The sequence below is a fragment of the Bacillus sp. UNC41MFS5 genome (assembly GCF_000686805.1).
In genome coordinates this window covers 1-24,468 of the sequence record NZ_KK366020.1, presented here as the reverse complement: position 1 = coordinate 24,468, position 24,468 = coordinate 1, and the positions used below count along the sequence as shown (strand labels likewise).

Genomic DNA, 24,468 nt, shown 5'->3' with positions numbered 1-24,468 from the left:
GTCTTTCACAATTATAGAGATTTATATAAAAAAAGACAACTGCCGCATGATTGCGGCAGTTAGTTTATTTTTTCGATATTAACGAGACAATCATATAACGTGCTTCCCATTCCATTATCGGATTCACTGCTTGATGTCAGGTGATTCACCGAACCGCCAAACTTCTTCCATATGCCTTCATCGATATTAATCGTATTCGGATGGCAGGATGGCAGGATGGAAAGATAGCCTGTAACGAAGCCGCGATCATTCCAAACTCTTACCATGTCATCTTTTTGCAAACCGAGATCATCCGCAATATTTTGAGCCACTTCGACTTTCAACCTCAAATTTCCACCTAACAGATGATAGTTCTGCGAGTGATTGGAACGCATCGGATGAATCGTCAGCAAATTATAAGGGTACTTTTCAGCCAACTGTGGATTCCTCCACCTAGACTCCTCCGGTACAGCTAAGGTTAACCGTTCATGACCAGTCCGTGCTGTAAATTCATACTTGCCGCTAGGAGTAGTAAACTTTCGGTCCTGCCATGGGACTGCTGTGACCGGCAACTCTAGCGTATGATGTTCCATTAACGTATCCAGTGAAACACCCTTTCTATCCAATGCCTGAAAGCCCATCTGAAGGAATTGTTTTCGTGTAAAATCAAAATCAGCCCCAAAACCAAGCCGTTTCGCTAATTCTGTCCAAATCCATAAGTCGGGTTTGGCTTCACCTGGTGCGGATACCAACTTCGGTCCATAATTCACATAATGATGGTACATCGAAGAATAATAAATATCCTCTTCTTCAAAAGCTGTAGTTGTTGGTAACACATAATCAGCAAGCTGAGCAGTATCTGTCATGAATTGATCAATTACCACTAATGTTCCTACAGATGAGAAGGCTTCTTCAACCACTTTGGTGTCAGGCACCTGCGTGACTGGATTCCCGCATGTGACAACAATCATTTGTATTTCTGGATTTGTTGCTTTCAGCACTTCTTCGGCCTGTTTCATAATGGAAAACTGGCGCTGATTTTGCCTGCGATGAGGGAGGGTTAACTCCTCAAACACAAAACTCTGGCCCACTTGAAGGTTCGCATAATTGGCGCCTCCGCCCGCAATACCAATATTTCCGCTGCATGCGACAAGGGCATCTATCAGCCGAATCGTATTGCCTCCATTTTGATAACGTTGCAAGCCAAGGCCCATGAACGTTGCAGTGGGTTTGTCCGCATAGACATGCGCTAAGTGGGTCATCACTTCACAAGGCACTTCAGTCATTTCACTTATTTCTTCTAAAGTAACACTGCCCAGGAGTTGATGCACATTCTCAAAGCCAACGGTCGATTCCTCAATAAACTTCCGATCCTCTACCCTTAAGCGAAGCAACTCTTTGATAATTCCTGCTGCTAATAACCCATCCATTCCAGGTTTAATCGAGATATATTCATCAGCAATTTTTGCTGTGGCATTAAAAATGGGATCAATTACAAACAGTTTTGCACCGCGTTTTTTCGCCTTTAGCAGCTTTTCGTAAAAGTGCATATTCGTACGGGCAACATTGCGTCCCCAGACGATAATATTTTTACTATTGTAAACATCATCAGGTCCATGGCTATAAGCATTCCCGAAATCCCATTGCTGCGCTTCAATGCCTGCCCCCCAGCAAAGTGAACCGTAAAGCTCAGTAACACCGCCGTAGCAATTGAAGAAACGCTGGTCGAGGTTTTTTAATAATCCATTATTTGCATAGTCATGGCTGTGTAAAACGGCCGTTGATCCGTGTGTTTCTTTTATGTCCCTGAGTTTATCCGCTATCTCATTCAGTGCCTGCTCCCAAGAGATTTGCTCGAATTGGCCGTTGATTTTTTTTAATGGATGCAGCAACCGCTGCCCGGAATTTGTCCTTGTTTCAAGCATCCGTCCCCGCCCACAAATTTTTCCTTGGGTGATTGGATGAGAGGGATCTCCTTCGACTTTTGTGACGCGATTATTTTCGACTGTTACATGAAATCCGCAGCTATCCCAGCAATTTAATGGACATGCTGCTTGACGTATTTGTGCCACTATTCCCACCCCCTATATGCAAAAACTCTATTTCTACTTTTCTTTGAAATTTGAATACTGTCTGGCTCCAGTACCCAGCAGCTAGTGTACTTCGCTAGACGGGCACTTCCGCTTTTCATAAAAAAAGCATGAACTACTCTTCATGCTTCACCAAAATTTTCTTCATTTTCCTTGAAAATTCTCGCCTCGGAATGAGGACACTATGACCGCATCCTTCACATTTAATGCGAACGTCCATCCCCATGCGGATGACTTTCCAGCGATTTGTTCCACAAGGGTGCTGTTTCTTCATCTCAACAACATCATTTAAAGCAAATTCCTTTTCTTCCATGCCACATCCACCCCTTATTTAGGTTGTCCAGAGCCATACATGACCACTTTGGGATCTGGAGCCTTAATGCCATTTTCGTCTAATTGAAGCTTAATATCCCTGCGAATCATGCGGGAAACGCCAGCCTGCTTCATTGGCTGCGTTTCGGCGACAACGCGTAAGACAATCTCTGTTGCGCCCATTGTTTGAATTCCTAATAACTCAGGAGGCTTAACTAACTCCTCATATTGAGCTTGCATATACTGAATTGCTTCCTCAATTACCTTTTCTGCCTTAGCAATGTCCTCCCCATAGGCGATAGCAATATCTACAACGGCGATACTGTTATTAATGGAGAAGTTGGTTACTTCAATAATACTGCCATTTGGTAAAATATGCAGTTCCCCGGTCCAACTTTTAATTTTTGTCGTTCTTAACCCTATTGCTTCGACATTTCCTTCAAATTGACCGATGCGAACATGGTCACCTACGGAAAATTGATCCTCAAAAATAATAAAAAAACCGCTGATAACATCTTTGACTAAACTTTGCGCTCCAAAACCTACGGCTAAACCAACCACTCCAGCCCCGGCAATTAGTGCTTTTACATCAATTCCTAACACAGAAAGAATCATCATAAAAGCAATAAAATAAACGACATAAGAAAGGACATTATCAAGCAGCCGGGAGAGTGTTTCTTCTCGCCGTTCAGAAGTACTAAGCGGGGAGAGGTTTCTAATTTTAAAAATATTATGGATCATTAATTTTCCAATACGAATCAAGATATTGGTAATTATTAAAATCGCAATAATTTTTAACAGCCCTTCGCCTAGAGCCAGCCATGTATCTTCATTTTGAAATTTATCAAGTAATTTTTGCATTCCCTTTTGTGTAAGAGTCATTTAGACACCATCCTCTAAAACCTTTTTGCCATTTCTATTTTAGCAATTATTTTATGCAGTTAATAGCATTATGAATTTTCCTTTTTTACCCGCTTTATGTATAGATTTACTGAAAATTCCGTATAATAGTAAGACTTATTACGGTTAGGGAGTGACTTAATGAATCTAAAGACCAGTTTTTTTGACAGAAGGACAAAGACAAGAATCAGCCATGATGATTTACATGCGGCTGAAAATCTCGCTGAGGAATTACTTGCTACTATTCCTACTGTGACAAGCCGCCCAATTGTCTTTGTTTGTATTGGTACCGACCGTTCCACGGGAGATTCATTAGGGCCGCTTGTTGGAACACTTCTAGAAGAAAAGGACCTGCGAGCATTCTATGTGTACGGGACATTAGATGAACCGATTCACGCCGTAAATCTGGCTGATAAATTAAAAGAAATCCAAGCAAAACATGATGACCCCTACATCATTGGTATTGATGCTTGTTTGGGAAGGGTTAAAAATGTCGGCGTGATTCAAGTAGGGAATGGTCCTGTCAAACCAGGGGCAGGAGTAAACAAGGAACTGCCAGCGGTCGGTGATATACATATCACAGGCATCGTCAATGTCAGCGGCTTTATGGAGTTTTTTGTCTTACAAAACACCCGCTTAAATCTTGTGATGAAAATGGCAAAAACCATCGCCAATGGCATCTATCAAGCAAGTCTGCTCTACTCTAAGCAAAATTGGACAGAATTAAACTTAAATTGGCTCGAAGAAGAGAAGACAAATTAAAAGAGCAAACCGGATCAGACCGAATGCTCTTTTTTTGCTTCATTTATTGAACATACAAATGATAATTATAAAGAACTGATACAATCAGCCCCGTGACGACAATTCCAGGCAGGAGATTGGCTACTCTAATTTTCACCATGCCCGTTAAATTTAAGCCAATCGCAAAAATCATGATACCGCCTGTTGCTGTCATCTCAACAATAAACTGATCCATTAATGCCTGCGGGACAAATCGGTCAATCTGGGTCGCAAATAGGGCAATGCCCCCTTCATAGAGGACAACCGGAATCGCTGAAAAAATAACCCCAATTCCCAATGTTGTCGTTAAAATTAACGCCGTAAATCCATCGATTAACGATTTGGTGTACAACACATCATGATCACCGCGGATGCCGCTATCAAGCGCGCCAATAATCGCCATTGCCCCAATCACAAAGATTAATGTCGCTGTAACAAATCCTTCTGAGATACTGCCTTTACCATTAGAAGGGCCGACTTTCTTTTCCAGCCATAATCCTAAATCATTTAATTTATCCTCCAGTTTTAACGCTTCACCAGCCACCGCTCCAACAACGAGGCTAATAATAACAATGAGGAAATTTTCACTCTTTAAACCCATTTGTAAGCCTAACACCATGACAGATAAGCCGATGGCATACATGACAGTGACTTTCATTCCTTCTGGAATCCGGTTTAACAACTTTCCAAGAAGTGTGCCTACAACTATTAAAAGCCCATTGACCAGTGTTCCTAATAAAAACATCTTACATCCACCTTTTTTCGACCTTCGAAATATATTTCTTTTAAACTATCATATAAGTAAAAAAAAATAAACCACCGTTCGATGGTTTATAATAAAGGATCCTCCTGATGGAGCATCTCTAAAATTCGTTCTAAATCCTCTTTAGAGAAGAACTCAATTTCAATTTTACCTTTATTCTTGTTCTGTTTAATATTAACCGTCGTCCCAAACCGTTCCCGCAAGACATGTTCCCGTTCCTTGATAAACACATCTTTCTTCGGTTCTGGCTTTTTCGTTTCACGTGGAACATTTTCATTTATTTGTTGAATCAGTTTTTCTAACTGACGGACATTCAATGCTTCTTTGGTTACTTTTTCGACTAGGCTTGGCAGTTTCTCTTTTTGGCGAAGTCCTAATAAGGCACGTCCATGGCCCATCGATATTTTCCCGCCTGAGATTAATTCTTGAATCTTTTGAGGGAGGGATAGGAGACGGATATGGTTGGCGATATGCGGTCGGCTTTTCCCTAGGCGCTTCGCTACCTCTTCTTGTGTCAACTTTAACTTTTCCATTAACAATTGATAGGCTAGTCCTTCTTCAATCGGATTTAAATCTTCCCTTTGCAGGTTTTCGAGGACGGCCAATTCCATCATTTGCTGTTCCGAAAGTGTCCGGACTACAGCGGGGACAGTTTCAAGTTTTGCCTCTTTCGCTGCACGGAAACGCCGCTCACCTACTACTATTTCGTAGCCACGAATACTTTTTCTAACCACGAGTGGCTGCAGGATTCCATGCTCGATGATCGACTCTTTTAATTCATCGATTGTCTCTTGTTGGAAGGTTTTACGAGGCTGATATGGATTGGGACGCAATTCGCTCAGTTTGATTTCTAGAACGACTTCCTCTGTACTAGCATCCGCAAAAAATGCATTAAGGCCTTTTCCTAAACCTTTAGCCATTCGAGACCACTTCCTTTGCTAAATCTAAATACACCTCAGCACCACGGGATTTGGCATCATAGGTAATAATCGGTTCACCATGACTTGGAGCTTCGCTTAGACGTACATTTCTTGGAATTATGGTTTTATACACTTTATCTTGAAAATATTTTTTCACTTCTTCAATGACTTGAATGCCTAGATTGGTCCGTGCATCAAGCATGGTTAATAAAACGCCTTCAATTTTTAAATCCTGATTCAGATGCTTTTGAACAAGTCTTACCGTACTTAATAATTGACTTAAGCCTTCCAACGCATAATACTCACATTGAACTGGAATTAAGACGGAATCAGAAGCTGTTAAGGCATTAAGGGTCAATAAACCTAACGATGGCGGACAATCAATAATAATATAATCAAATTGGTCTCTCACTTCTTCTAGTGCACGCTTCAAACGAACTTCTCTTGAAATGGTCGGTACCAATTCAATTTCTGCTCCTGCCAGCTGAATGGTGGCTGGGATTGCATACAAATTTTCGACTGATGTAGATTTAATGACATCATTTGCTACTACATCATCTACTAAAACATCATATATGCATTGGTCAACTTCTGCCTTTTCAATACCAATCCCGCTTGTTGCGTTTCCCTGCGGGTCCGTGTCTACTAGCAGGACACGTTTTCCAATATATGCTAAGCAGGCACCTAGGTTGACAGAGGTAGTCGTTTTTCCGACTCCGCCTTTTTGATTCGCGATTGCAAGAATTTTGCCCACGATGTCACCTACCCTTTTATTCTCTCAAAGTTTTATTCTGCTATTCTCTTAAATTTTATAAAAATATTGTTCATTTGGCTAATTTAACCTTGATTGCAAAAGTAAAATTCCATTCCTTTATTTTAGCATGAAACAGTTAGGTTGTTGGATTTTTTCTTAAATTATTCAAATGTCTACTTGTTGGCAGGTCGCTAGATTGGCGGGTAGAGGACACCTCATATCCAAACATTACCACTAATAGGGAAACTTCCTCAAATAAAAAGAACCAAACATTCGGAATGCTTGGTTCTTGTATCTATTTATCTATTATTTTTTCTTTGGAATACGGATTGTAAATTGGTAGAATTCGTCAAATTCTTCTTCCTCAGCATCGAGGTTAATTCCGCTGTCCGTTACCATTGATAAGGATTGGCGAATTGTATTGACAGCAATTCTCATATCTTTACTGAAAGCCTTCCGTTTCGGTTTTGGCTTTTCATTTTTTTGTTCCAGCAGTTTAACGACACGTTCCTCGGTTTGCTTAACATTAAAGTTCTTTTCGATAATTTCTGCTAACAATGCAACTTGTTTTTCAGGATCCTTTAGAGGGATTAAGGCACGGGCATGCCGCTCTGTAATTACCTTCGATAATAATGCCTCTTGAATCGGCTGCGGTAATTTAAGAAGACGGAGCTTGTTAGCCACCGTTGACTGCCCTTTCCCAAGACGTTGTGCTAAGGCCTCCTGGGTCAAGTTGTGTAATTCCAGCAATTTTCCATAGGCCATCGCTTCTTCAATGGGGGATAGCTCTTCTCGCTGCAGGTTCTCGATTAATGCAACAGAGGCTGTTTCTGTATCCGATAAATTTTTGATAATCGCCGGGGCTTCGGTCCAACCGAGCTTTTTCATCGCCCGAAAACGGCGTTCTCCAGCAATAATTTCATATTGCCCAATGGCAAATTCTCTCACAACAATCGGTTGAATAATACCATGAATGTGAATGGTTCGCGCTAATTCTTCAATTTTCTCTTCATCAAAAACCGTCCGAGGCTGAAAGCGGTTTGGAACTATATGGTCAATTGGTATTTTATTTATTTCCTCGTTTTTTTCCGTAATCAGCTCTTTTTCAAGTTCTTGTTCAACCTCTGGTTGTCCCTTATCGCCGAGGCCAAAAAAGCGTGTAAATGATTGTTTCATCCCCAACACCACCTTTACGAAACTCCCTATTACTAATTCTCTACCTAGTTCAATTCTTCCTGCCTAGAATAACATGTTTGCTCTAAAAATTGTTAGTTTTCCAAAATTGTTTTTCTTACTCAATCGGTGTCTTTCCTGGTGTCCCTGGCTTACGCGGATATTTCTTTGGTGTTTGTTTCTCCTTTTTTATGATGAGAATATTCCGTTCACTTTCTTCCATTGGCAGCGTAAAAGTAAACATTTCCTCTAATCTTCCGCCAAGCGTGGTGATTGCCTTTTGGCCCATTCCTAATTCATCCTTGGCATGGGCAGCTTTCATGGCAATAAAATGACCGCCTACTTTGACGAGGGGTAAACAAAACTCACTCAACACAGACATTCTTGCTACCGCTCTTGCCGTTACCACCTCAAAATTTTCACGGAACTCCGGATTGACCCCGAAGGTTTCCGCACGATCATGAATAAAATGAACGTTTTCTAAATTTAATTCTTTAGCTAGATGATTTAAAAAAGAAATACGTTTGTTTAATGAATCTACAATCGTCACCTCAATATGAGGGTAAACAATTTTTAATGGAATACTCGGGAACCCTGCACCTGCTCCAACATCACAAAGATGGAACGGCCTTGTAAAATCAAAATAGAAAGAAGCGGTAATGGAATCATAAAAATGCTTTAAATACACTTCCGCTTTATCGGTAATCGCTGTAAGGTTCATTTTTTCATTCCATTCAACCAATGTTTCAAAATACTTCTCAAATTGGTCGAGCTGCACACTTGTAAGGGTAATCCCCTTTTCCTGTAAATTTGCTGCAAATTGTTCGATGATCATTCAGTTATCTTCCTCACATAATTATTCATTCGAAACCCTTGCGATCTTGCCTTGTTCTAGGTAGACAAGCAAGATGGAAATATCGGCCGGATTTACACCGGCAATCCGGGATGCCTGGGCAATGGATAGCGGTTTGACTAACTTTAATTTCTGCCTAGCTTCCGTCGCAAGTCCGGAGACGGCATCATAATCAATATTCTCGGGAATTTTCTTATCTTCCATTTTCTTTAATCGTTCAACCTGCTGCAAGGACTTGGTAATATATCCATCATATTTTAGTTGAATTTCCACCTGTTCCTTTACATCTTCATCTAACGCAACTTCACTAGGGAAAATGGTTTCAAGTTGATGATAGGACATCTCTGGTCTTTTTAATAAATCAGAGGCCCGGATTCCATCCTTTAATTCACTGCCGCCAATGCTTCGGATCATTTCTTGAACCTCTGGAGTTGGCTTTAGGAACGTCGACTCTAGGCGCTGCTTTTCCGTCTCAATGGCCTCTCTTTTAGCCAAGAATCTTTCGTAACGGTCGTCACGAATCAGTCCAATTTGATGGCCGATTTCAGTTAACCGTAAATCCGCATTATCATGGCGCAAAAGCAGGCGGTACTCCGCGCGTGATGTTAACAAACGATAAGGTTCATTTGTCCCTTTTGTAATTAAATCATCAATTAACACCCCAATATACGCATCGGAACGACTTAATACTAACTGGTCACGGCCAAGTGCATTTAAGCCCGCATTAATCCCGGCCATTAAGCCTTGACCTGCCGCTTCTTCATAGCCAGATGTCCCATTAATTTGACCGGCGGTATATAAATTTTTAACGACCTTTGTTTCAAGTGTTGGCCACAACTGTGTAGGAACAATCGCATCATATTCAATCGCATAACCGGAACGCATCATTTGCACATTTTCTAGTCCGGAAATTGATTTTAGAATTTGCTGCTGAACATCCTCCGGTAAGCTTGTTGACAACCCCTGCACGTATACTTCCTGCGTATTCCTTCCTTCAGGCTCAAGGAAAATTTGATGGCGCGGCTTATCATTAAAGCGGACCACTTTATCCTCAATCGACGGACAGTAACGCGGACCTGTTCCCTTAATCATTCCAGAAAACATTGGTGAGCGATGGAGGTTCTGATCAATAATTTGATGCGTTTCTTCGTTTGTATAGGTTAACCAGCATGGCAGTTGGTCCGTAATATATTTCGTTGTTTCATAAGAAAATGCTCTAGGTTGATCATCACCCGGTTGGATTTCTGTTTTGCTGTAATCAATGGTATTACTATTGACGCGCGGCGGCGTTCCCGTTTTAAAGCGGACCAGGTCAAATCCTAGTGCTTCTAGATGCTCAGATAATTTGATTGATGGCTGTTGATTATTCGGACCACTCGAATACTTCAAGTCACCAATAATAATTTCACCACGTAAGAATGTGCCGGTTGTAATAACGACTGTTTTAGAACGGTATACAGCTCCCGTTTTAGTAATAACGCCGGTACAAACGCCATCCTCAACGATTAATTCTTCAACCATCCCTTGGATGAGGGTCATGTTTTCTTCTTCTTCAATGGTTTTTTTCATTTCATGCTGATAAGCAAATTTATCCGCTTGGGCCCGTAATGCTCGTACGGCCGGCCCTTTACCTGTGTTCAGCATTCTCATTTGGATATAGGTTTTATCAATATTTCTACCCATTTCTCCGCCAAGCGCATCAATTTCACGAACAACGATTCCCTTAGCAGGGCCTCCAACTGATGGGTTACATGGCATAAAGGCTACCATATCGAGATTAATGGTGATCATCAATGTTTTTGCGCCAACTCGAGCGGCAGCTAGGCCCGCTTCACAACCGGCATGTCCTGCCCCGATGACAATGACTTCAAAATTTCCTGCTTCGTATTGCATGTTGTCACTCCTCTTTCTATTTACCTAGACAGAACTGCGAGAATAGTTGGTCGATCAGGCTTTCATGAACACTTTCACCAATGATTTCGCCAAGTAATTCCCATGTTCTCGTTAAATCAATTTGAACAATATCTATCGGTGTCCCCATTTCTACTCCTTCAATCGCCTCTTCGATTGACTGTAAGCTTTGGCTTAATAAGCCGATATGGCGGCTATTGGAAACATAGGTCATATCACCAGCTTCAATCGATCCTGCAAAAAATAATGAAGCAATGGCTTCCTCTAACTCATCGACACCACGATCTTCAAGTAAGGAAGTGGTAACAACCTTGTGTTCTTTCGCTAAAGCGTATACCTTCTCAAACTCGATTTTTTGCTCCAAGTCTGTTTTATTAACAATAACGATGACATCCATTCCTTTGACTACTTCAAAAAGCTTTTCATCTTCTGCACTCAGTTGCTCCGCATAATTTAACACTAGCAAAATCAAATCTGCTTCTTGTAAAACCTGACGGGAGCGCTCAACTCCAATTCGTTCGACAATATCCTCTGTTTCTCTTATCCCTGCAGTGTCTAAAAGCCGAAGGGGGACGCCGCGAACATTCACGTATTCTTCAATGACATCCCTTGTTGTTCCAGGAATATCCGTTACAATCGCTTTATTTTCATGAACAAGGCTGTTTAAGAGCGAAGACTTTCCTACATTTGGGCGGCCAACAATCGCCGTTGACAATCCTTCTCGTAAAATTTTCCCTTGTTCCGATGTTTGTAACAGTTTTTTGATTTCCTCCCTGACAAAATGTGCTTTTTCTGACAGCATTTTATGGGTCATTTCTTCCACATCGTCGTATTCCGGATAATCAATATTAACCTCAACATGAGCCAGGATTTCTAAAATCTCCTGTCTGAGTCTCTGAATCAACTTCGATAAGCGGCCTTCCATTTGTCCTAGCGCTACATTCATCGCCCGATCTGTTTTTGCTCTGATTAAATCCATGACTGCTTCCGCTTGCGATAAATCAATTCGTCCATTCAAAAAAGCCCTCTTTGTAAATTCGCCTGGTTCAGCAAGTCTCGCTCCATTCGTTAACACTAACTGAAGGACTCTATTCACAGAAACAATTCCGCCATGGCAGTTTATTTCCACTACATCCTCTTTTGTAAAAGTTTTCGGACCCTTCATCACAGAAACCATAACCTCTTCGACCACTTGTTTCGATTTTGGTTCGATCAGATGTCCATAGTGAATCGTATGGGTGGCTGCTTCAGTCAGCTTCTTCCCACCGATACTTCTAAATAGCTTGTCTGCAATTTCAAACGCATCATCCCCACTCAAGCGGACAATGGCAATCGCTCCTTCCCCCATCGGAGTGGAGATGGCCGCAATCGTATCATATTCCATTTCCTTCACCTCACACTAAAAACTGTTATCTATATAAAAAATGATTTTTTTCGCCAAAACACTAGAATACCACATCATTATCTGTTGAAAAAGTAAACCTTCTCGACCTTAAACTATCCACAATTCACTTTTATCCCATTATTATTTTAACTTATCCACATGTGAATAACAATAAAACGAAAAACGAGAGAAGATTTAAGTTATCAACAACTTCTTTTTTCGGCATCTTTTACAGCAGCAAAAAAACACCCTATCATTCGATAGGATGTTTAGATGACTTATCATATTACCTTTTCGCTGGAGAAATCACAATAAAGCGATGTGGTTCCGATCCATCAGAAAATGTTTTCACACGTTTGTTATCTGATAATGCAGCATGAATAACTTTCCGCTCATAAGAAGGCATTGGTTCTAAAGTTACATCTTTTCCCGACTTAAGAGCCTTCCCGGCTAGTCGATGAGCTAATTGAACAAGTGTTTCATTTCTTCTTTTCCGGTAATCTTCCGCATCCAGAATCACGGTTAAATAATGATTTGAAAAACGATTGAGGACTAATTGTGTCAAATATTGAAGCGAATTTAACGTTTGCCCTCTCTTTCCAATCAATAAGGCGATCTTTTCTCCCGTCATGATCAAATGAACATGTTTCCCCTCACGTTTGATTTCTATTTCCGCAGGGGCCCCCATTTGTTCACTTACTTGAGTAAGAAAATTCTTTGCTTCCTCAATGGGGTCAATGATGACAGTTACTTTTACCACAGCCGGACGTGAACCGAAAATACCGAAAATCCCTTTTTTACCTTGATCAATAATATCAATATCTGTGCGGTCTTTGCTGGTTTGTAATTGAGCTAAAGCTGATTTTACTGCTTCTTCGACAGTCTGTCCTGTAGCAGTTACCTGTTTCACTTTTTTGCTCCTCCCGCATTACCGGATGCTTTCGCCGTTTTCAGATCCGGTCCTTTAATAAAATAAGTTTGCACAATCATAAAAATATTTCCGACTACCCAGTATAAGGAAAGTGCAGCAGGGAAATTAAAGGCAAAAACAACAATCATAATCGGCATCATCCAAAGCATCATCGCCATTTGTGGGTTATGCTCTTGGCCAGCCATCATCAATTTTTGCTGAATAAAAGTGGTGATACCTGCAACAATTGGCAAAATATAGTATGGATCTTTATCTCCTAGGTCAAACCAGAGGAAATTATCTGAAGCAATTTCTCTTGTTCGTGAGATTGCATGGTAAAAACCAATTAAAATTGGCATTTGCACGACTAATGGAAAACAGCCAGCCATTGGATTGACACCATGTTTTGAAAATAGGGCCATCGTTTCCTGTTGTAATTTTTGCTGCGTTTTTTGATCTTTAGAGCTATATTTTTCACGAAGTGCTTTCATTTCTGGCTGCAAGGCTTGCATCGCTTTCGAACTTCTTGTCTGCTTGATCATAAGCGGCAAGATGGCAAGGCGGATGACAATCGTTACAACAATAATCGATAACCCAAAGCTTCCCCCAAGAATAAGTGCCCCTTCTTTAATCAACCAGGATAATGGATACACAATGTACTCATTCCAAAAGCCTGTACTCTCCGAAGTAATCGGCTGCTTTATTTCACTACATCCTGTCAGCAGGATAAAGACAGAAAGTAAGCCAATCACTAGTAATATTCGTCTTTTCAACCAAAATTTCCTCCTTACAATAAAGATAGTAAAACCACTCTATGTATTATTTTTTTGTAAGATTTCAAAGGTATTTTATCACTTACGCAAAGGAATTGTCTTCATTAATGATGCAAATTTTCAGGCGAATTCCTTCGCATTTATGTCCTTACCGTCACTTTTTCAAAACCTTCCCGACTTTAAGAACATGGGTTAAACTTTTTTTCACCTCAAAAAAATCCATTTCAGCTGCAGGTTTCCTGGCAATAATGACATAATCATTTCCTGTCGCCAACTGCTCATTCAACTCAAAGATAGATTGTCTTACATACCGTTTGATCCGATTCCTTGTTACAGCATTTCCAATCTTCTTACTTACAGACAGACCGATTCGAAAATGATCTTGTCCCTCTTTTGTTAAGGAGTAGACAACAAACTGCCGATTGGCAAAAGAGTAACCCTTTTGGAATGCTGCTTGGAATTCTTTATTTTTTTTAATACGTAGCTCTTTTTTCATAAAAAACACCCTCAGTCGGATTAGAAAAAAGACCACTGACTTTTCAGTGGTCTATGCTGATAATACTTTTCTTCCTTTAAGACGACGACGTGCTAGAACCTTACGGCCATTAGCAGAGCTCATGCGACTACGGAAGCCATGAACTTTACTATGTTTACGGCTATTTGGTTGATATGTTCTTTTCATTATATGACACCTCCCTGAGGAATAGCTATCAAGTTTAAATGACAGTCCTACTTATTATAAAGACGTCACCATAAAATTGTCAACTACTCTTCACTATTGTTTCCATTTCCAAATTTTATTGAACATGAAATTGCTAATTTCCAGAAATTCTATACCTATAAGAAATGGTCTGATCCATGAAAGAGAAATTCTAAAGTTTTGACTCTGATAATTTATCCAGCCCTGCCCCAGAAGGGTACCGATATCTTGTGGATAATTTTTCGACATTTTTTTCACTCTCCACACAAGATATTGACAGGTTTTGCACAAAATATCTATTTGTGGACAATTTCTGTGCACATATTGTTAGAGTTGTGGATAAACTACGAAAAGGCATTGCGCCTTAGGCAATTATTTGATATTATATTTGTGTTTTCACTCTGAATAACTTTATCCACACTAATACGTTATCCACAAATTGTGGATATCATGTGGATAGTTTATCCGACGGTACTTAAAAAAGTTGTCCACAAGAAGTGGATATTGTCGAAACTCCATTTTACTTCCTTATTATTTATTATCCACATTCAATAATTCGTATATTTATAAATTAATAGGTTGTACTGCAGGTATAAACCGTATTTTACCCGGACGATAAGTCGATGAGTTTCCCGATTACGATGAGAATACTCCGTCATAAAAGATATTTATTGGAGTTAGACAGTAATGCCGAAAGTGCCAGTTTTGATAAATTTAAAAAAAAGCAACAAAGGAGGGATATTATTTGGAAAATATTGCGGATCTTTGGCATGCTGCATTAGCCAATATAGAGAAAAAGATTAGCAAACCAAGCTTTGACACCTGGCTTAAGTCCACCAAGGCCCATTCCCTTCAAGGTGATTTGCTGATCATAACTGCTCCCAATGAGTTTGCTCGTGATTGGCTGGAAGAGCGATATTCGCAGCTGATCTCTGGAATTCTCTATGAAATTACCGGCGAAGAGCTTTCTGTTAAGTTTATAATTCCGCAAAATCAAAAAGATGCAGATAATGATGTGCAATTACCTCCCAAAAAGGTAAAAAAGGACGATGACCATGGGGAATTTCCTCAAGGTATTTTAAATCAAAAATATACCTTCGATACATTTGTAATTGGCTCAGGCAACCGGTTTGCCCATGCCGCATCACTCGCCGTAGCTGAAGCACCTGCAAAAGCATACAATCCCCTCTTTATCTATGGAGGAGTGGGATTAGGAAAAACGCACTTAATGCATGCAATTGGCCATTATGTTTTAGATCATAACCCTGCAGCAAAAGTCGTTTATTTATCATCCGAAAAATTTACTAACGAGTTTATTAACTCGATTCGAGACAATAAAGCGGAGAATTTTCGCAATAAATATCGAAATGTTGACATTTTACTTATAGATGATATTCAATTCTTAGCTGGAAAAGAATCAACCCAGGAAGAATTTTTTCATACGTTTAATGCACTCCATGAGGAAAGTAAACAAATTATTATCTCAAGCGACCGGCCGCCAAGAGAAATTCCAACATTAGAGGACAGGCTCAGGTCCCGATTTGAATGGGGTTTGATAACTGATATTACGCCGCCTGATTTAGAAACCAGGATTGCCATCCTTAGAAAAAAGGCAAAGGCAGAAGGTCTGGATATTCCGAACGAAGTCATGCTATATATTGCTAATCAAATTGACTCCAACATTCGTGAACTTGAGGGTGCGCTAATCCGCGTGGTTGCCTACTCTTCCTTAATCAATAAGGATATCAATGCGGATCTTGCAGCAGAAGCTTTAAAGGACATCATTCCTAGTTCTAAGCCTAAAGTGATCACAATCTTGGATATTCAGAAGACGGTTGGGGAACTATTTAGTATTAAACTGGAAGATTTCAAAGCAAAAAAACGGACAAAGTCTCTCGCGTTTCCTAGACAAATTGCGATGTACTTATCTCGTGAATTAACGGATTATTCTTTACCGAAAATAGGAGAAGAGTTTGGCGGGCGCGATCATACTACAGTTATTCATGCGCACGAAAAGATTTCTAAGCTTCTCCAATCTGATGCCCAACTGCAAAGACAAATGAAAGAACTTCATGAACTTTTGAAGGTCTAAAACACGACTGAATTATGTGCATAACTTCTTAGTATTTACACACAGTCTGTCCACATGTGGATAGGCTGTGTTTCCGTTGAAATAATGAGTTATCCACATACTAACAGGCCCTACTAGTACTTCTACTCTTTTTTTTAAAAAATATATTATGTTTTTAATAACAAAAATATGCTTAAAACGGAGGATTAAAGGCGATGAAATTTATCATCCAAAGAGATCGATTAGTCCAGAGTGTTCAAGATGTGATGAAGGCTGTTACATCAAGAACCACCATCCCAATCTTAACGGGGATTAAAATTACAGCGACAACTGAAGGTGTTACCCTTACAGGAAGTGATTCAGATATTTCGATTGAATCGTTTATTCCTAAAGAGGATGCTGGTAATGAAATTATTGAAGTCAAACAAGCAGGTTCGATTGTACTTCAAGCGAAAGTCTTTAGTGAAATCGTCAAAAAACTACCGACTGATTCAGTAGAAATTGAAGTACTAGGCTCTCTTCAAACGGTCATTCGCTCAGGGAAATCTGAATTTAACTTAATCGGTCTTGATGCAGAAGAATATCCTCACCTGCCACAAATAGAAGAAAATAATAAATTTCATATTGCCACCGATTTATTAAAAGCGATGATCAGACAAACACATTTCGCAGTGTCCACCTCAGAAACACGCCCCATCTTGACAGGTGTAAACTGGCGCGTTGAAAATGGGGAGTTAAACTGTATTGCAACAGATAGCCACCGTCTTGCCCTAAGGAAGGCGAAGATTGAAACGCCTACTAACGAAAATTATAATGTCGTAATTCCAGGAAAAAGCTTAAATGAGCTTAGTAAAATTATTGATGATAGCAATGAACTAATTGATATTGTTATCACTGAAAATCAAATTTTATTTAAAGCGAAGCACTTGTTATTTTTCTCAAGATTGTTAGAAGGAAATTATCCAGATACGTCGAGACTGATCCCAAGTGAAAGTAAAACGGATGTGACTGTTAATACAAAGGAATTTTTACATGCAATCGATCGTGCGTCTCTATTAGCAAGGGAAGGAAGAAATAATGTTGTCAAACTTTCGACAATTGAAGGTGGACTCATTGAAATTTCTTCAAACACTCCAGAGGTTGGGAAAGTTGTCGAAGAGATTCAAAGTGAAGCAATTGAAGGAGAGGAATTAAAGATTTCCTTTAGTGCAAAATATATGATGGATGCCTTAAAAGCACTTGAAGGGCAAGATGTTAGGGTGAGCTTTACTGGTGCTATGCGTCCTTTCGTTATTCGCCCGCTTCATGACGAAACGATTTTACAATTAATCTTACCAGTCCGAACATACTAATTTTATATACTTAATACTCCATGCCACCAAACTATGGTGGCTTTCTTTTAGTTTTCTTTGTAACTCTGTCAATTTTTTAGTAAAATAAAGTATTGAGACCATTTTAGAAACGAGGGTGACGATTTGCCTGAAAAAATTAAGCTTGATACAGAATTTATTACCTTAGGTCAATTCTTAAAACTGGCTGATGTAATACAAACTGGCGGCATGGCAAAATGGTTTTTAAGCGAACATGAAATATTTATTAACGGTGAACAAGATCAAAGAAGAGGAAGAAAGCTGCGCTCCGGTGACAAAATCAAGATTCCTGGCTTTGGAGAGTTTGTCATTACCGAGTAAATTAAGAAGTAATTTATTGAGTAAATTACAAAGTAATTTATTGAATAGCTCAGCTAAAGGATGTTTTCCTATGTATATTGAAAAATTAGCGCTCACCAATTATCGAAATTATGAAGAGTTGTTCGTAGAATTTGAAAACAAAGTAAATGTGATTCTGGGTGAAAATGCCCAAGGAAAAACCAATGTGATGGAATCCATTTATGTTTTAGCGATGGCCAAATCACATCGTACTTCCAATGATAAAGAACTTATTCGCTGGGACCAAGATTATGCTAAAATAGAGGGTAGGGTTCAAAAACAACACGGTTCATTACCTTTGCAATTAATTATTTCCAAAAAAGGAAAAAAAGCGAAATCCAACCATATTGAGCAGCGGAAATTAAGTCAATATGTAGGTAATATGAATGTGGTTATGTTTGCTCCAGAGGACCTTAACTTAGTAAAAGGCAGCCCGCAAGTCCGCAGGCGTTTTATTGATATGGAAATTGGACAAGTTTCGCCGATTTATTTACATGATATGAGTCAGTATCAAAAAATACTTCAGCAGCGCAATCATTATCTAAAAATGCTGCAGATAAAAAAACAGACAGATCAAACGATGCTGGAAATCTTAACGGAACAATTTATAGGGATGGCTGTGAAGATTGTCACAAAAAGGTTTGAATTCCTCCGTCTCTTACAAAATTGGGCCAAACCTATTCATCAAGGAATATCAAGAGGTCTGGAAACACTCGAAATTACCTATAAACCGTCTGTAGAGGTATTAGAAGAGCAAGATTTGTCGAAGATGATAGCATGCTTTGAAGAAAAATTCAGCAAGGTTAGAACGAGGGAAATTGAACGAGGAACAAGCCTGTTTGGTCCCCATCGGGATGACCTTATTTTTACTGTCAACGGTAGAGATGTGCAAACCTTTGGTTCACAAGGTCAGCAGCGTACCACGGCATTATCCTTGAAACTTGCTGAAATTGAATTAATATATGCTGAGATTGGAGAATATCCAATTTTACTTTTAGACGATGTTTTATCAGAGTTAGACGATTTCCGGCAATCTCATTTGCTTAACACGATCCAAGGGAAGGTACAGACATTTGTGACAACCACAAGTGTCGAGGGAATAGATCATCAAACATTAAAGGAGGCCTCAACATTTATCGTTGAAGCCGGAAGGATGAAGAAAGTTAATTGAGGTGAACCATGTATATCCATATCGGGGAAGATATTAATATTAGAGCAAGGGATATTATTTCTATCTTGGATAAAGAGAGTGTTAACAACTCGCCGCTCGTTGAAGAATTCCTCAAGTCTCGAAAGGAAAAGGTAATTAATCTATCTAAAAACCCCTTTAAATCAGTCATTGTCACAAATGACAATGTTTACTTATCCCCGATTTCTTCTGGTACTTTAAAGAAACGTTCAAATCAAATGACTATAAATGAATTTTGAAGTTTATTACATGTTTTATAATGATTATATAGATATATTTTTGTCAGAAGGTGCAGGTGAACAAGCATGACTTTGGAACAAAAGGCTGTGGAACAAGCATATGGTGCGGATCAAATACAGGTTCTTGAAGGACTTGAAGCTGTTCGAAAAAGACCAGGGATGTATATTGGTTCAACAAGCGGTAAAGGGCTTCATCATCTTGTTTGGGAAATTGTAGATAATAGTATTGACGAGGCATTAGCAGGTTTCTGTGATGAAATCAATGTCATCATTGAGGACGATAATAGCATTACAGTTAAAGATAATGGCCGTGGGATTCCGGTTGATATTCAAGAAAAGATGGGCAGACCTGCAGTTGAAGTTATTATGACTGTTCTTCATGCAGGAGGTAAATTTGGCGGCGGAGGCTATAAAGTTTCTGGAGGACTGCATGGGGTAGGTGCATCCGTGGTTAATGCCCTGTCTACGGAACTGGAGGTTTTTGTCCACCGTGATGAGAAAATCCATCGTATTAAATTTGAACGAGGCGCGGTTGTTTCTGAATTAGAGGTAATTGGGACTACTGATAAAACGGGTACGATTACTCACTTTAAACCAGATGGTGAGATATTTACGGAGACCTTGGTCTATGAATATGACATTCTTGCTACTCGTCTTCGTGAACTTGCATTCCTTAACAGGGGAATAAAAATAACAATTGAAGATATGCGTGTTGAAAATAAACGGAATGAATACTACTATGAAGGCGGTATTAAATCATATGTAGAGCATTTAAACCGTACAAAAGAAGTAATCCATGAAGAACCGATTTACATGGAGGGAGAACGCGATGGAATTAGTGTTGAAGTCGCACTCCAATATAATGAAGGCTATACAGAGAATATTTATTCCTTCGCCAATAACATTCATACGTACGAAGGCGGAACGCACGAATCTGGTTTTAAAACGGCTTTAACAAGAGTGATCAATGATTATGCGCGTAAAAACAGCTTAATTAAAGACAATGATACCAATCTTTCTGGGGAAGATGTTCGTGAAGGAATTACGGCGATCGTTTCCATTAAACATCCTGATCCACAATTTGAAGGGCAAACCAAGACAAAGTTAGGGAATTCTGAGGTAAGAGCCATCACTGATGCCGTCTTTGCTAGTACCTTTGATAAATTCATGTTGGAAAATCCAGCAGTGGCCAAAAAAATCGTCGAAAAAGGTCTAATGGCTGCGCGTGCAAGGCTTGCGGCAAAGAAAGCTAGGGAACTGACCCGCCGAAAAAGCGCATTAGAGGTTTCTAGTTTACCTGGAAAATTAGCTGACTGTTCTTCAAAAGACCCTGCCGAAAGTGAAGTGTATATCGTTGAGGGTGATTCCGCTGGCGGGTCGGCAAAACAAGGCCGTGATCGCCACTTTCAAGCAATTTTGCCACTTCGGGGGAAAATTCTTAATGTGGAGAAAGCCCGTCTGGATAGAATCCTATCTAACAATGAAGTTAGAGCGATGATTACAGCAATTGGAACAGGAATCGGTGAAGATTTTGATATTTCGAAAGCACGATACCACAAAGTTGTTATTATGACTGATGCTGATGTGGATGGTGCCCATATTCGGACGCTCCTTCTAACGTTCTTTTACCGTTTTATGAGAAAAATATTAGAGGCTGGTTATGTTTATATTGCCCAGCCGCCGCTATATAAAGTTCAGCAAGGTAAACGAATTGAGTATGCCTATAATGATAAAGAACTCGAACAAATCTTTGCGATGCTGCCAGCTTCACCAAAGCCCAATATTCAACGATATAAAGGTTTAGGTGAGATGAATCCTGAACAATTATGGGAAACAACGATGGATCCTGCTAGAAGAAGTATGCTGCAGGTCAGCCTTGAAGATGCGATTGAAGCGGACGAAACCTTTGATATGTTAATGGGCGAAAAAGTAGAACCACGTCGTAATTTCATTGAGGCAAATGCCCAATACGTGAAGAATTTAGATATATAAAGCAAAGGTGAAAGGAGGTAACAAGTATGGCTGACACACCAAATTCTCAAGTAACAGAGATTAATATCAGTAAGGAAATGAAAGCTTCCTTTCTTGACTATGCGATGAGCGTTATCGTTTCTCGTGCCCTTCCAGATGTTCGGGATGGATTGAAACCAGTTCATCGCCGTATTCTATATGCTATGCACGATCTTGGAATGCATTCAGACAAGCCCTATAAAAAATCAGCTCGTATCGTTGGGGATGTAATCGGTAAATATCATCCACATGGTGACTCTGCTGTTTATGAAACAATGGTTCGGATGGCACAAGACTTTAACTATCGTTATATGCTTGTCGATGGACATGGAAACTTCGGTTCTGTCGATGGTGACTCTGCTGCTGCCATGCGTTATACAGAATCAAGAATGTCGAAAATCTCGATGGAGTTATTACGAGATATAAACAAGGATACAATTGATTATCAAGATAACTATGATGGAGAGGAAAGAGAGCCAGTTGTTCTACCAGCCAGGTTCCCTAACCTTTTAGTTAACGGAACAACAGGAATCGCTGTTGGAATGGCAACCAATATCCCGCCGCACCAACTTGGAGAAGTAATCGATGGAGTGTTAGCGATTAGTCGTGACCCTGAAATTACTACACAAGAGCTCATGGAAATTATTCCTGGTCCAGACTTTCCTACCGGAGGTATTATCATAGGCCGAAGCGGTATTCGTAAAGCCTATGAAACAGGCAGAGGGTCCATTACAGTTCGTGCTAAGGTAGTCATTGAACAAAAAGCAAATGGTAAAGAAGTTATCATTGTTAATGAATTACCATATCAAGTAAATAAAGCGAGATTAGTTGAAAAAATAGCTGAATTAGCCCGCGATAAAAAAATCGAAGGCATTACTGATTTGCGAGATGAATCCGACCGTAATGGTATGCGGATTGTTATTGAAGTTCGTAAAGATGCGAATGCCAACGTTCTTTTAAATAATTTATATAAACATACAGCATTACAAACTAGTTTCGGAATTAACACACTTGCCCTAGTTAATGGACATCCAAAAGTGTTGACACTTAAACAATGCTTAGTCCATTACCTAGACCATCAAAATGTGGTTATCCGCCGGAGAACTGAATTTGAACTACGTAAAGCGGAAGCACGTGCTCATATCTTAGAGGGTTTAAGGATTGCGTTAGATCACTTGGATGAAGTAATTAATTTGATTCGTAGTTCACAAACGACTGAAATCGCTCGAGAAGGCTTGATGACTACCTTTAATCTTTCTGAAAAGCAAGCTCAAGCTATCCTTGATATGCGCTTACAGCGTTTAACAGGTTTAGAGAGAGAAAAGATTGAAGAAGAATATCAAAACCTGGTGAAGTTGATTGCTGAATTAAAAGCTATATTAGCTGATGATGAAAAAGTTCTTGAAATTATCCGCGAAGAATTGTTGGAAATCAAAGAGCGCTTCAATGATAAACGCCGGACAGAAATTGTTTCAGGTGGAATTGAAAACATTGAGGATGAGGATTTAATCCCACAAGAAAATATCGTCATTTCCTTGACTCATAATGGTTATATTAAGAGACTTCCAGTTTCCACTTATCGTGCCCAACGACGCGGCGGTCGTGGAATCCAAGGAATGGGAACCAATGAGGATGATTTTGTTGAACACTTAATGACAACTTCAACACATGATACCATCCTATTCTTTACTAACAAAGGTAAAGTATATCGTTCAAAAGGATATGAAATACCGGAATTCAGCCGTACAGCTAAAGGAATTCCGATTATTAATCTTCTTGGGATTGAAAAAGGAGAATGGGTCAATGCCATCATTCCAGTGGAGGAATTTGTGGATGACTGGTCCTTATTCTTTACAACCAAAGAAGGAATCTCAAAACGCTCCCCATTAACATCGTTTGCCCATATCCGTAACAATGGCTTAATTGCTTTAAGTCTGCGCGAAGGAGATGAATTAATCTCTGTTCGCTTAACGGATGGCAGTAAGGATATTATTATTGGTACCAAAAAGGGAATGCTTATTCGTTTCCCTGAAACAGATGTCCGGTCGATGGGTAGAACTGCTACAGGCGTGAAAGGTATTTCATTAGCTAGTGATGATGAAGTGGTTGGCATGGAAGTTTTAGAGGAAACCAATGATGTCCTTATTGTTACCAAAAATGGTTATGGAAAACGGACAACTGCATCTGAATACCGTATCCAAGGCAGAGGCGGAAAAGGGATCAAAACCTGCCACGTGACCGAAAAAAATGGTGATCTTGTTTCGATGCGTGCGGTTACTGGTGAAGAGGATCTCATGCTGATTACCACTGGCGGTGTGCTTATCCGGATGGATGTTGGTGGAATTTCTAAGATGGGCCGAAACACTCAAGGTGTGAAGCTTATAAGCATGAAGGAAAGTGAAGATGAATTTGTAGCTACAGTGGCTAAGGTAGAAAAAGAAGAGGAAGAAGAAAACCTTGAACATGATTCTACCGATACTGTGGAAGAACATTCCGATGTGATAACTACAGAGGATGAAGAATAAGTTTGGATGGGGGACACACTAGGTGTGTTCCCTTTTTTATATTCTCTGGTCGGTGGAAATAATGTTATCGGAATAAAATATTTAAAAGATACTTATAGTAAAAAAAGAATAGAAAAATCGTTGACTTTTATTTTTACGGATGGTATATTTATTAAGTCGCTTACGGGCGATGGAGAAATTGTTCTTTGAAAACTAAACAAACAAAATCGTGCAAACAAACAATAAATTTTAGTTTCTTTTAAGAAGCTAAGCCAACGTAACAAATGAGCTAATCAACTTTCTTGGAGAGTTTGATCCTGGCTCAGGACGAACGCTGGCGGCGTGCCTAATACATGCAAGTCGAGCGAGACTCTTCGGAGTCTAGCGGCGGACGGGTGAGTAACACGTGGGCAACCTGCCTGTAAGACTGGGATAACACCGGGAAACCGGTGCTAATACCGGATAATCCTTTTCCTCTCATGAGGAAAAGCTGAAAGTCGGTTTCGGCTGACACTTACAGATGGGCCCGCGGCGCATTAGCTAG

The 24,468-nt window shown here is 39.8% G+C and carries 22 protein-coding genes and 1 rRNA gene; 9 read left to right on the top strand and 14 right to left on the bottom strand.

Annotation, left to right across the window (positions count from 1 at the left end):
* Positions 1–59: 59 nt before the first annotated feature.
* From BR30_RS0128820 to BR30_RS0128810, 3 genes are all read right to left on the bottom strand, one after another.
* On the bottom strand, positions 60–2,051 hold the full coding sequence (locus BR30_RS0128820; protein ID WP_026568063.1) for a molybdopterin-dependent oxidoreductase: 1,992 nt from the start codon (positions 2,049–2,051) through the stop codon (positions 60–62).
* 133 nt (positions 2,052–2,184) lie between these two features.
* Positions 2,185–2,382, bottom strand: a complete 198-nt coding sequence (locus BR30_RS0128815; RefSeq protein WP_026568062.1) for a DUF951 domain-containing protein — start codon at positions 2,380–2,382, stop codon at positions 2,185–2,187.
* A 14-nt stretch (positions 2,383–2,396) separates the two neighbouring features.
* Positions 2,397–3,263 carry a mechanosensitive ion channel family protein gene (locus tag BR30_RS0128810; RefSeq protein ID WP_026568061.1) on the bottom strand — a complete coding sequence of 289 codons (867 nt, stop codon included), beginning with the start codon at positions 3,261–3,263 and terminating at the stop codon, positions 2,397–2,399.
* Between the two features lie 159 nt (positions 3,264–3,422).
* Here BR30_RS0128810 and yyaC point away from each other — a divergent pair, with 159 nt between their 5' ends.
* Positions 3,423–4,043 (top strand): spore protease YyaC, encoded by a 621-nt coding sequence (gene yyaC / locus BR30_RS0128805; protein ID WP_026568060.1) that lies wholly within the window; start codon positions 3,423–3,425, stop codon positions 4,041–4,043.
* A gap of 43 nt (positions 4,044–4,086) precedes the next feature.
* On the opposite strand, the gene BR30_RS0128800 is transcribed toward yyaC, so the two are convergent.
* The 11 genes from BR30_RS0128800 to rpmH form a co-directional block, all read right to left on the bottom strand.
* Entirely contained in the window at positions 4,087–4,806 is a 720-nt protein-coding gene (locus tag BR30_RS0128800) for a DUF554 domain-containing protein (protein ID WP_026568059.1), read from the bottom strand.
* An 86-nt stretch (positions 4,807–4,892) separates the two neighbouring features.
* Positions 4,893–5,744 carry a ParB/RepB/Spo0J family partition protein gene (locus tag BR30_RS0128795; protein WP_026568058.1) on the bottom strand — a complete coding sequence of 284 codons (852 nt, stop codon included), beginning with the start codon at positions 5,742–5,744 and terminating at the stop codon, positions 4,893–4,895.
* The gene (locus tag BR30_RS0128790; protein WP_026568057.1) at positions 5,737–6,498 is read right to left on the bottom strand and encodes a ParA family protein; all 762 of its coding nucleotides are present in this window, start codon (positions 6,496–6,498) and stop codon (positions 5,737–5,739) included. The genes BR30_RS0128795 and BR30_RS0128790 overlap by 8 nt, the downstream gene beginning before the upstream one ends.
* Before the next feature lie 306 nt (positions 6,499–6,804).
* Complete coding sequence (gene noc / locus BR30_RS0128785; RefSeq protein WP_026568056.1) at positions 6,805–7,674, bottom strand: nucleoid occlusion protein; 870 nt, start codon at positions 7,672–7,674, stop codon at positions 6,805–6,807.
* 115 nt (positions 7,675–7,789) lie between these two features.
* On the bottom strand, positions 7,790–8,506 hold the full coding sequence (gene rsmG / locus BR30_RS0128780; protein ID WP_026568055.1) for a 16S rRNA (guanine(527)-N(7))-methyltransferase RsmG: 717 nt from the start codon (positions 8,504–8,506) through the stop codon (positions 7,790–7,792).
* A gap of 21 nt (positions 8,507–8,527) precedes the next feature.
* Positions 8,528–10,417: a tRNA uridine-5-carboxymethylaminomethyl(34) synthesis enzyme MnmG gene (gene mnmG / locus BR30_RS0128775; protein ID WP_026568054.1), complete on the bottom strand. Its 1,890-nt coding sequence runs from the start codon at positions 10,415–10,417 to the stop codon at positions 8,528–8,530.
* Between the two features lie 16 nt (positions 10,418–10,433).
* Positions 10,434–11,819 carry a tRNA uridine-5-carboxymethylaminomethyl(34) synthesis GTPase MnmE gene (gene mnmE, locus BR30_RS0128770; protein ID WP_026568053.1) on the bottom strand — a complete coding sequence of 462 codons (1,386 nt, stop codon included), beginning with the start codon at positions 11,817–11,819 and terminating at the stop codon, positions 10,434–10,436.
* A gap of 286 nt (positions 11,820–12,105) precedes the next feature.
* Positions 12,106–12,729, bottom strand: coding sequence for an RNA-binding cell elongation regulator Jag/EloR (gene jag / locus BR30_RS0128765; RefSeq protein ID WP_026568052.1), 624 nt, complete (start codon positions 12,727–12,729; stop codon positions 12,106–12,108).
* The gene (gene spoIIIJ / locus BR30_RS0128760; protein ID WP_026568051.1) at positions 12,726–13,502 is read right to left on the bottom strand and encodes a YidC family membrane integrase SpoIIIJ; all 777 of its coding nucleotides are present in this window, start codon (positions 13,500–13,502) and stop codon (positions 12,726–12,728) included. Before spoIIIJ ends, jag begins: the two co-directional genes overlap by 4 nt.
* A 154-nt stretch (positions 13,503–13,656) precedes the next feature.
* Positions 13,657–13,998, bottom strand: coding sequence for a ribonuclease P protein component (gene rnpA, locus BR30_RS0128755; RefSeq protein ID WP_026568050.1), 342 nt, complete (start codon positions 13,996–13,998; stop codon positions 13,657–13,659).
* Between the two features lie 51 nt (positions 13,999–14,049).
* Positions 14,050–14,184 (bottom strand): 50S ribosomal protein L34, encoded by a 135-nt coding sequence (gene rpmH, locus BR30_RS0128750; RefSeq protein ID WP_035446353.1) that lies wholly within the window; start codon positions 14,182–14,184, stop codon positions 14,050–14,052.
* Between the two features lie 763 nt (positions 14,185–14,947).
* On the opposite strand from rpmH, the gene dnaA reads away from it, so the two are divergent.
* The 8 genes from dnaA to BR30_RS0128700 all read left to right on the top strand — a co-directional run.
* Positions 14,948–16,294, top strand: a complete 1,347-nt coding sequence (gene dnaA, locus BR30_RS0128740; protein ID WP_026568048.1) for a chromosomal replication initiator protein DnaA — start codon at positions 14,948–14,950, stop codon at positions 16,292–16,294.
* A 194-nt stretch (positions 16,295–16,488) separates the two neighbouring features.
* Positions 16,489–17,625 (top strand): DNA polymerase III subunit beta, encoded by a 1,137-nt coding sequence (gene dnaN / locus BR30_RS0128735; RefSeq protein ID WP_026568047.1) that lies wholly within the window; start codon positions 16,489–16,491, stop codon positions 17,623–17,625.
* A gap of 123 nt (positions 17,626–17,748) precedes the next feature.
* Positions 17,749–17,964, top strand: coding sequence for a S4 domain-containing protein YaaA (gene yaaA / locus BR30_RS0128730; RefSeq protein ID WP_026568046.1), 216 nt, complete (start codon positions 17,749–17,751; stop codon positions 17,962–17,964).
* Between the two features lie 70 nt (positions 17,965–18,034).
* Positions 18,035–19,153 (top strand): DNA replication/repair protein RecF, encoded by a 1,119-nt coding sequence (recF, locus tag BR30_RS0128725; protein ID WP_026568045.1) that lies wholly within the window; start codon positions 18,035–18,037, stop codon positions 19,151–19,153.
* Between the two features lie 8 nt (positions 19,154–19,161).
* Positions 19,162–19,410: an extracellular matrix regulator RemB gene (gene remB / locus BR30_RS0128720; RefSeq protein WP_026568044.1), complete on the top strand. Its 249-nt coding sequence runs from the start codon at positions 19,162–19,164 to the stop codon at positions 19,408–19,410.
* A 66-nt stretch (positions 19,411–19,476) separates the two neighbouring features.
* Entirely contained in the window at positions 19,477–21,402 is a 1,926-nt protein-coding gene (gyrB, locus tag BR30_RS0128715) for a DNA topoisomerase (ATP-hydrolyzing) subunit B (protein WP_442853010.1), read from the top strand.
* A 26-nt stretch (positions 21,403–21,428) separates the two neighbouring features.
* On the top strand, positions 21,429–23,945 hold the full coding sequence (gene gyrA, locus BR30_RS0128710) for a DNA gyrase subunit A (RefSeq protein WP_026568042.1): 2,517 nt from the start codon (positions 21,429–21,431) through the stop codon (positions 23,943–23,945).
* Positions 23,946–24,223: 278 nt separating this feature from the next.
* Positions 24,224–24,468, top strand: a 16S ribosomal RNA gene (locus tag BR30_RS0128700); the annotation flags it as partial.

Bases quoted from the DNA above. Each gene is read 5' to 3' on its own strand.
- gyrA (WP_026568042.1), top strand. From the start codon at position 21,429: ATGGCTGACACACCAAATTCTCAAGTAACAGAGATTAATATCAGTAAG.
- yyaC (WP_026568060.1), top strand. From the start codon at position 3,423: ATGAATCTAAAGACCAGTTTTTTTGACAGAAGGACAAAGACAAGAATC.
- remB (WP_026568044.1), top strand. From the start codon at position 19,162: ATGTATATCCATATCGGGGAAGATATTAATATTAGAGCAAGGGATATT.
- mnmG (WP_026568054.1), bottom strand. From the start codon at position 10,417: ATGCAATACGAAGCAGGAAATTTTGAAGTCATTGTCATCGGGGCAGGA.
- noc (WP_026568056.1), bottom strand. From the start codon at position 7,674: ATGAAACAATCATTTACACGCTTTTTTGGCCTCGGCGATAAGGGACAA.
- mnmE (WP_026568053.1), bottom strand. From the start codon at position 11,819: ATGGAATATGATACGATTGCGGCCATCTCCACTCCGATGGGGGAAGGA.
- rpmH (WP_035446353.1), bottom strand. From the start codon at position 14,184: ATGAAAAGAACATATCAACCAAATAGCCGTAAACATAGTAAAGTTCAT.
- dnaN (WP_026568047.1), top strand. From the start codon at position 16,489: ATGAAATTTATCATCCAAAGAGATCGATTAGTCCAGAGTGTTCAAGAT.
- rnpA (WP_026568050.1), bottom strand. From the start codon at position 13,998: ATGAAAAAAGAGCTACGTATTAAAAAAAATAAAGAATTCCAAGCAGCA.
- BR30_RS0128815 (WP_026568062.1), bottom strand. From the start codon at position 2,382: ATGGAAGAAAAGGAATTTGCTTTAAATGATGTTGTTGAGATGAAGAAA.
- BR30_RS0128795 (WP_026568058.1), bottom strand. From the start codon at position 5,744: ATGGCTAAAGGTTTAGGAAAAGGCCTTAATGCATTTTTTGCGGATGCT.
- gyrB (WP_442853010.1), top strand. From the start codon at position 19,477: ATGACTTTGGAACAAAAGGCTGTGGAACAAGCATATGGTGCGGATCAA.
- BR30_RS0128800 (WP_026568059.1), bottom strand. From the start codon at position 4,806: ATGTTTTTATTAGGAACACTGGTCAATGGGCTTTTAATAGTTGTAGGC.
- rsmG (WP_026568055.1), bottom strand. From the start codon at position 8,506: ATGATCATCGAACAATTTGCAGCAAATTTACAGGAAAAGGGGATTACC.
- BR30_RS0128810 (WP_026568061.1), bottom strand. From the start codon at position 3,263: ATGACTCTTACACAAAAGGGAATGCAAAAATTACTTGATAAATTTCAA.
- recF (WP_026568045.1), top strand. From the start codon at position 18,035: ATGTATATTGAAAAATTAGCGCTCACCAATTATCGAAATTATGAAGAG.